Annotated in this window: 7 protein-coding genes; 4 read left to right on the top strand and 3 right to left on the bottom strand. The window is 65.0% G+C overall.

All coding sequences use genetic code 11. The annotated features are described in order from the left end of the window. The first annotated feature begins 395 nt into the window (after positions 1-395). From ACF1B9_RS37650 to ACF1B9_RS37640, 3 genes are read left to right on the top strand one after another with little or no spacing between them, the layout of a single operon-like run. The gene (locus ACF1B9_RS37650) at positions 396-719 is read left to right on the top strand and encodes an ArsR/SmtB family transcription factor (RefSeq protein WP_391746891.1); all 324 of its coding nucleotides are present in this window, start codon (positions 396-398) and stop codon (positions 717-719) included. Further along, positions 716-1180: an SRPBCC family protein gene (locus tag ACF1B9_RS37645; protein ID WP_391746872.1), complete on the top strand. Its 465-nt coding sequence runs from the start codon at positions 716-718 to the stop codon at positions 1178-1180. Before ACF1B9_RS37650 ends, ACF1B9_RS37645 begins: the two co-directional genes overlap by 4 nt. A gap of 35 nt (positions 1181-1215) precedes the next feature. Then, positions 1216-2640, top strand: a complete 1425-nt coding sequence (locus ACF1B9_RS37640; RefSeq protein WP_391795980.1) for an MFS transporter — start codon at positions 1216-1218, stop codon at positions 2638-2640. Positions 2641-2960: 320 nt separating this feature from the next. On the opposite strand, the gene ACF1B9_RS37635 is transcribed toward ACF1B9_RS37640, so the two are convergent. Further along, positions 2961-3137 carry a hypothetical protein gene (locus ACF1B9_RS37635; RefSeq protein ID WP_391746874.1) on the bottom strand — a complete coding sequence of 59 codons (177 nt, stop codon included), beginning with the start codon at positions 3135-3137 and terminating at the stop codon, positions 2961-2963. After that, positions 3134-3790, bottom strand: coding sequence for a hypothetical protein (locus ACF1B9_RS37630; RefSeq protein ID WP_391746875.1), 657 nt, complete (start codon positions 3788-3790; stop codon positions 3134-3136). The genes ACF1B9_RS37635 and ACF1B9_RS37630 overlap by 4 nt, the downstream gene beginning before the upstream one ends. 1277 nt (positions 3791-5067) lie before the next feature. On the opposite strand from ACF1B9_RS37630, the gene ACF1B9_RS37625 reads away from it, so the two are divergent. Then, positions 5068-7098, top strand: coding sequence for an alpha/beta fold hydrolase (locus ACF1B9_RS37625; RefSeq protein ID WP_391795979.1), 2031 nt, complete (start codon positions 5068-5070; stop codon positions 7096-7098). Between the two features lie 395 nt (positions 7099-7493). Here ACF1B9_RS37625 and ACF1B9_RS37620 read toward each other — a convergent pair whose 3' ends face one another. Further along, on the bottom strand, positions 7494-7646 hold the full coding sequence (locus tag ACF1B9_RS37620; RefSeq protein ID WP_391746877.1) for a hypothetical protein: 153 nt from the start codon (positions 7644-7646) through the stop codon (positions 7494-7496). Between the last annotated feature and the right edge of the window lie 203 nt (positions 7647-7849).

The raw sequence follows: 7849 nt of genomic DNA, 5'->3' as shown, positions 1-7849 counted from the left end.
CGACGACATGGTCCGCCAGCTCAAAGCCGCTGACTCCATCGGCCGCCTGGCCAGCAAACTCCGCACCTACCTGCGGCCCAACGTCCTCGTGGTCGGTCATCACCGCGAACCCCGCAACGGACAGCGATGCCGCTCTTTGAGGAGGCCTTGACGGCCAGGGGGGATCCGGGCATTCGCTGTCTTGTGCGAGCAGTTGCCCCGGGTCGTTGCATGGTCCCGGGCCGTCTGCTTACGCGCTGGATTAAGGGAAACGCCCGTCCGAGCGCGTGCTCCCGGACGAGACATGCGAGGGAACGGTACTCCCTCGGCGAGAAAGGTTAACTAGATGCTTGACTATTCGCGGCTGGCCTCGAATAGTTAGGCGCATGCTTAACCAAACTGGTTCGTTGGACCGGGTGTTCCAGGCGCTGGCGGACGCGAGTCGCCGGGACATCGTTGAGCGGTTGATCCGCGGGCCTGCCTCGGTCAGCGAGCTGGCCCGGCCGCTCGCCATGTCGCTGCCGGCGGTGATGCAGCACCTGCAGGTACTGGAGGCGTGCGGACTGGTCCGGTCCGAGAAAGCCGGAAGGGTACGCACCTGCCACATCGAGCCGGGTGTGCTGCGAATGGCCGAGGACTGGATCGCTGCGCAGCGCACTGCCTGGGAACACCGCCTCGATCGCCTCGGCGACTACCTGACCGAACACGGCGAGAGCCCAGACCAAGGGAGCACACCATGACCGATCGCGCTGTCACGCATGCAACGTTCACCCTCGAACGCCGCTACGCGGCCTCACCGGCCACGGTGTTCGCCGCGTGGGCCGACCCCGAAGCAAAGGCACGCTGGTTCGCCGGCCCCGACGCCGACCACGAGCTTGACTTCCGCGTCGGTGGGCGGGAGATCAACCGCGGCCGCTCTGACGGTGGCGTGGTGCTGACGTTCGAGTCCTGGTACCGCGACATCGTCCCGGACGAGCGGATCGTCTACACCTCCACTCTGTCCGAGGGACAGGACCTTGCCACGGTGTCGCTGACGACGGTGGAGCTTCACCCCGAGGGGGAGGGCACCCGGCTGCTGCTCACCGAGCAGGGCACCTTCCTCGATGGCCGAGAAGAACCAAGCTGGCGGGAGCAGGGCACTGGCACGTGGCTTGACGCGCTCGCCGCCGAACTGCTGCGAAGCATCGAGCACCAGCGATGACCACGAGCAACCCTTCAAAGACTCACCGTTGGCGGGTGCTGGCGCTGCTCGGCGTGGCGTTCTTCATGACCATTCTGGACGGCACCAGCCTGCTCACCGCTCTGCCCGCGATCGAACACCACCTTCACCTGCACGGCCCTGCCATCCAATGGACCGTGACGGCCTACGCGCTGGCCTTCAGCGGACTGCTGTTGTTATGCGGCCGCGCTGCGGATCTGCTGGGCCGTCGGCGTGTGTTCATCGCCGGGATGGTGCTGCGGGTCGTGGCCTCGCTGGCGTGCGGGCTCGCTCCATCCATCCAGGCCCTGGTGGCCGCCCGTGCACTGCAGGGCGCCTCGGCCGCGATCATCGCTCCGGCCGCGTTGTCGATGGTCATGAACACCTTCACCGAAGGGACCGAGCGGAACAAAGCGCTCGGTATCTGGGGCGGACTCGGCGGGTTCGGCGCCACCGCCGGTCTTCTACTGGGCGGCATCATCACCGATACCTTCGGATGGCAGTGGGTGTTCTGGATCAACGTCCCGGTCGGGACCCTCGTGCTGGTGCTCGCCCCCGCCATGCTGCGCGAAAGCCGGCACCGAGCATCCTCCCGCTCCTTCGATATCCCTGGTGCGCTGACCATCGCCCCAGCACTCGTCCTGCTCGTATACGTGATCACCCGGGTGCCGACAGCCGGTTGGGCGAACGGACAGACCGTCGGGCTGCTGGCCGCCGTGGCGGTGCTGGTCTGGATGTTCATCCTGATCGAGAAGCGATCGGTGGCCCCGCTCGCTCCCTTCCGGGCGCTGCGCTCGCGCATGCTGATAGGCGGCAACCTCCTCCTGCTCATCGCCGGCATGACCGTCGACGGCATGCTCATCACCCTCACCTCTTTCGTGCAGCAGGTGCTCGGCTGGCAGGCGGCGCAGTTCGGGCTGACGACCGCGATGATGACCATCACCGCGGTCGCAGGCGCCCTGCTGAGCCAACGAGTCGTCACCAGGCTCGGCCTGAGGCGGGTAGCTGCCGCCGGGACCGTCCTGCTCGGTTGTGGCTGCCTGCTGCTCACCCGCATACCGGCCGGTGGCTCGATGCGTCTTCTGCCGGCCGCCCTGTTCTTGTTCGGGGCGGGAATGGGCGCCGCCACGGTATGCGCACAGATTGCCGCGCTGACCGGCGTCACCGAAAACGACTCAGGCGTGGCCGCCGGCCTCGCCGACACCTCCTTCGCCGTCGGCACCGCCCTCGGCACTGCCATCTGCACCAGCGTCGCTGCCACCCGCACGTCCGCGATCGGTGGTCCGGCACCGATCGCACTCACCACCGGGCAGCATGCCGCGTTCGAGGCAGCCGGCGTCTTCGCCGCTCTCGCCTTGATTACCGCGTTGACGCTCCTTAGCAAGCGATCCGGCCTAACCCGCAGTGTGTCGGCAGACGCAAGCGAGAACGTATCTACCAGGGCACCGTCGACATCACCTTGATCTACGGGACACGCCCTGACTCGCTCCTGGCGTGATTCCAAGGCCGGACCCGAATCCGGCGATAAGGCCCCAGCCTCACCAGCGCACACCTGCGCCGAGGTCTTCGGTATCGCTGCGGGTGCGGACGGCACCCGGCTCACTCCTCATCTCCGTCGTCATCGTCGAGGTCGACGGCGTCGGGGTCGCGCAGGGGCCGCAGACCATCGACGGGCTGGGAGGCGGTGAAGAAGCCGCCGTCCACATTGAGAGTGCGGAACGTGAGCTCTTGTCCGTTTCGTGGTTGAGGTTGGGGAAGGACCGCTGGTTGCGGGTGGGGGGCCTCAGGCGTCGGGGTGGGCGAACAAGCCGGGTTCGGCTTCGATGAGGATGCCCCGGCTGGCCAGGCGTTTCAGTTTGGAGCAGATGCCTTCGGTGTTCTTCGGGAGGATCGGCAGGTCGAGGGCCTGGCAGAGGTCGCGGGCGCGCATCGGCCGGCCCGCGTCGGCCGGGAACCTCACTGAGGCTGCTGGTGGTCATCCTGATTGACCGTCGGAGCGTCTTTGTTCGGCTCGGGCAGGGTGATGTTCACCGCCCGGCCGCGGGTATGGAACTTCGCCCATGGCGACCAATCGGTTTCGTACAGGCTGCCGTCAAAGGCGCTGGTGCGGAAGGCGTAGGTGGTGTTCGTCTTCAGATCGCCGGACCTGAGTGTCACCTGCGCCCTTCCGCCGGACGCCACGAAGTCGGACACCAATACACCGTACGTGGCGGGTTTCCCGGTATCAGGGTCGGTGAGTTGAACCTGGTCCTTCGGATTGCCGTTGGCGTCCGTCGTATAGACCTGGAAGGTCAAGTCCGCCTTGTCGCCGTCGGCGTCGGTGACTGTGTTGCGCAGCGTGAGGGTGGTGCGATCGGCCTGCCACACGCCAGCCGAGTCCTTGGTGAACGGCGGCCCAGCCTCAAGGTTTTTACCGGAGACGGGCCGGTTGTTGTTGGCCCTGGCGAGGGCCTCCGGGCCTGCTGCAGGACGGGAGGACGGCGCATAGTCCCAGTCGGGAATGCCGTTGCTGCTGTCGGCGGCGGCTAAGTTGCCGGATCCCAGGAGCAGGATCGAGCAGGCACCAAGAGCGAGTCTCGACAGGATGCGTCTTCTTCTGATGGTTCCGGACAAGAGCAGATTCCCCTCTGGCCCCACCCACACGTTCCCTCTGAGCGAGGCTTGTCGGTTCCGATTCGTCACACCGCTGTTCTATGAGTGATTGGCCCGGGGCGGCAAGGGCATCAACCGGGGCGCACGCCACGAACCGGATATGGCGGACGTGACGCCGGACACGGTTGTGCGAGGGTACCGACGGGTACTGGCCCAGCTCCTGGCCGACGCCTCGCGCCGCACGGAGCAGGGCACGGTCGGCGCCGCCCGAGAGGCCGCGACCCCGTTGGGTCGAGACGCCAGCCGCGGGCCACAGTGCTGGCAGCGCCCAGCAGTCCCTTCGCGCGGTGGGGATAGCGGGTGACGCGAAGGTACTTCACGCCGTCCTCGCGCATCCGTTCCACGATGCTGCGGTTGACGAAGTCGAGGCCCGCATCGGACCGGATTCCTGGTCCTGTGCCGCGGCGAGGGCGCGGGCTGGTGAAGCGGGCGTGCTCGTCGGCGCGGGGCGGCAGCTCGCCCTGGGCGATAGGCGGGCACCGCCTCGACAACTACGTTGGCAAGCAGGTGAGTTGATGCGTTGTCGTCGACCATCTCGGCGTCAACGATCTCCTCGATCTCGGTCGCTTCGGCTGCTGGAGTGGTCACCGCGGCGACGCGCCTTGTGCGGCGGCCCAGGCACGGGCGAAGGGGGCGTCGGGGTGTATCTCGCCCAGCTCCTTCTCGTGCTCCTCGGCGTCGGTCCGGCACTGGGGCTCGTCCGGGACTCCGAGACCGGCTGCGGGCGGGCTCCGAGGCGGGCTCCGGACAGGGTGACGCCGTGCCCGGCGGGAGAAAGCTGGCCGGGCACGGCATCGGCTCACGGCGGTGCTCACGGCCGCAGGGGGGCGGCCCGGGACAGTCCTGAGCCACTCCTCGACTACCACGACCCCCGACATGATGTAGCGCATCAATCGCGTGCTGTCTGATACATCTCCGACACACGACTGCTGAGTTCGCCCACTACGTTGACGCCCATGATCGACAGGTGAAAGCGGTCGCACATATTAATAGCGCCCGGAACCTACCCTCGCGTTCGATCAGGGCCGACTCGCCCGAACCACGAAATGACCAATAGGCTAATAGGCCGCATGGCCTGCACCGAAAGGTTGTCGCTTACTGTGCAGTTTACGAAGCTCTCGTCACTGGCCGTTGGAATTGGCGTGGCTGCTGCCTCACTCGCGACCCCTCTGATTTCACATGCCGCCGCAGCGCAGGTCGCAGCCCCGAAGGATGTCCAATGGGGCTTGTGCAAGGACATGGCAGAGGACTGGAGTCGCGACGACAAGAAGAGCGAGTGCACCATCGTTCCGGTCCCCGTGGACTATTCGAAGCCAGACGGGAGGAAAATAAACATCGCGGTGAGCCGCGTCAAAGCCACGGGAAAGCGCACGGGAGCCCTATTCACCAACCCCGGAGGCCCCGGCCTCCCCGGAACATCCATCCCTGCAGAACTGCTCGACAGTCAGCTGGCACCGATGAACGACGAACTCGACTTCATCGGGATCGACACTCGCGGAACAGGCTACAGCGCACAGATCTCCTGCGGGCAGGAGGACATCACACCCGGATCGACCGAACAGCAGGCATTCGAGCAGACCGCAGAATGGCACCGAAAGTGCATCGCCACGGATCCGGAGCTCGCCACCTCGATCACCATGGAGAACGCGGCCCGAGACATGGACCGGGTTCGTGAGACCCTTGGATTCGGCAAGATAAACTTTTACGGAAACTCTGGCGGAACGGGCCTCGGGGCCGTCTATCGATCAATGTTCGACGATCGCGTTTCCCGCATGTGGCTGGAATCGATCATGTCTCCTTCCACTGACAATGCGGTGGCGGCGATGGAGGAGAGCTGGGAGGCGAACTACCGACGGTTCTTTGACTGGCTGGCGAAAAGGGACTCGACCTACCACTTCGGAAACACACCCCAGAAGGTCGAGGATGCACTCAAGGTTTTGCGCAGGACTCACGGGGACGAGAAGTTCACCCCGCTACTTGCTCTCAACCTCGAAGCCGTGCCTGATATATGGGAGCGGTCTGCGGCAAAATTGATGGAACTTCGGGATAGCGGCACGGGGGAGAACAGGGGAGCCAAGAAGGCAAGTGAAACCACTTTCGGCCTCGGGAAAAAGGGCAGCAATTACGCGATCACGCACGATGCCTTCATGTGCAGTTCCAGTACGGTAGGGCGTGATTATTCCGACGTCATCAAGTTGAGGAACGAACGGAAGAAGAAGGCCCCGTTCGCCGGAGGCTCTCGCTTTGACCTGGATCAGGCCAACTGTGGCGGTTGGCCGGCAGGTAAGGAGTGGGAACTGAAGCCCGGTAAGAGTCAATTGCAGCTCTCCGCACACGAGTTCGAGAATATCACTCCTTACGTGTGGGCGAAGATGATGCAGAAGAAGATCGGCGGATCCCTGCTAACCATCAAGGACGATTCGCACTCCAGCATAAAAAGCAAGGAACTCGCCTGCGGTTCCAAGCTCGTAGATTTCTTCCGCAACGGCACGACTGCACAGGGCAGCTGTCCCGGGCTCCCCGCGAACGAACCAGGACCTGCCGGAAACCTGTCTGGGACCGTGAAACTCCCGAACTGCTCCGCCTCATTGGTCCGCCCGGGCAGCGCCCGCGACGAGGACAAGGCACTACTGCTCACGAATGGGCACTGCTATCCCGGAGAAAGGCCCAAGCCAGGCGAAGTGATCACCGACAAGGACGTCGAACTCGACGGCACCGTACTGAGCCCGGCAGGCCGAGAACTTGGTCCGGTCACAGGCAAGCGAGTGCTTTACGCGACGATGACCGGAACCGACATGATGCTGGTCCAACTGGACTCCAGCTACGCGGACATCCGCCGAAAGTACAACGTCACGGCGTTTCCTCTGAGCTCGTCCGGCCCCGTTGCCGGGCAGAACATCAAGGTGGCATCCAGCTTCCTGGAGAGCGTCTGGTCGTGCCAGGCCGAAGCCGTCGTCCCGACCCTCAAGGAAGGCGACTACACGTCGAACACGGCTGTCCGGTACGCCAAGGAGTGCAACACCAAGCCCGGAAGCTCGGGCTCGGCCGTGCTCGATGCCAAGACCGGCGAGCTCATCGCCGTGAACAGCACCAGCAACCGCGACGGCGAGCGGTGCACGCTCAACAACCCGTGCGAGGTCGACTCCAACGGCACGAGGGTCTACAAGGGACGCGGATACGCCACACAGACCGCCCCCATCAACACCTGTATCGGCTCCGGCAACGTCCTGGACCTGAAGCGCAAGAACTGCACGCTGCCCAAGCCCTGACACCGGCCATACGCGGGGAGCTCCGCCGGTCGGCAGGCTTCACTGAAGGGCGGTAGTGCCTCGGTTCCCACACCGTGACAGGGGCGTCCGCGAGTCGACGGGCGCCCCTGTCCATCACGGAAAGCTGCACCGGCGCCCCTCCGCAGGGCCGACACGCAGCATCGCGATGCCCCCTACTGACCTTGTCTGCGTGTTGTCGTGTGGGGGAAGCCGGTTGCGGCCAAGCAGGCGTCGATGACGTCGCTGTGGTACTGGAGCTGGCGCAGGCCGCGACGGAGTGTGCCGAGGAGATGCTCGGGATCTGTGAAGGCCGTGTTGGCCTGGCAACTCCTGCGCGGAGCGACCAGATCCCTTCGACCGGATTCAGTGGGTGTTCTGCGACCGTTTGCCAGTTTTCAAGTTGAGCTGGGCGCAGGCGTAACCGGCATCGGCTGGATGAGGGTGAACAGGCCAGGCGCGGATTCGGTGAGGATGCTGCGGTTGACCAGGCGTTTCAGCTTGGCTCGCATGGTCTCGACATGCCGGGGTTCGGTGCCGATGCCGAGCATCCGGCAGAGATCCTCGGCGTGGAGTGCTCACGCAAAGGAACACGGAGCAGCCATGAGTGAAGCCGAGCGCCCGCAGGATCCGACCAACAGGTTCCCCCAGCCGGACTTTCGACGAGAAGACGCAGGTGCAGGCTCTGGACCGGACCCAGCCGGTGCTGCCGGTTACTTTCGCGGCCACGGAGAAGCGCACCCACGACTATGTG

It is taken from the genome of Streptomyces sp. NPDC014727 (assembly GCF_043083485.1).
Taxonomy (GTDB): Bacteria; Actinomycetota; Actinomycetes; order Streptomycetales; family Streptomycetaceae; genus Streptomyces.
The sequence above is the reverse complement of the archived record's forward strand: the minus strand, read 5'-3'. Positions and strand labels throughout refer to the sequence as shown.

What these genes read in the sequence shown, in the direction of transcription:
- ACF1B9_RS37645 (WP_391746872.1), top strand. Translation starts at nt 716, where the DNA reads ATGACCGATCGCGCTGTCACGCATGCAACGTTCACCCTCGAACGCCGC.
- ACF1B9_RS37625 (WP_391795979.1), top strand. Translation starts at nt 5,068, where the DNA reads ATGGCAGAGGACTGGAGTCGCGACGACAAGAAGAGCGAGTGCACCATC.
- ACF1B9_RS37620 (WP_391746877.1), bottom strand. Translation starts at nt 7,646, where the DNA reads ATGCTCGGCATCGGCACCGAACCCCGGCATGTCGAGACCATGCGAGCC.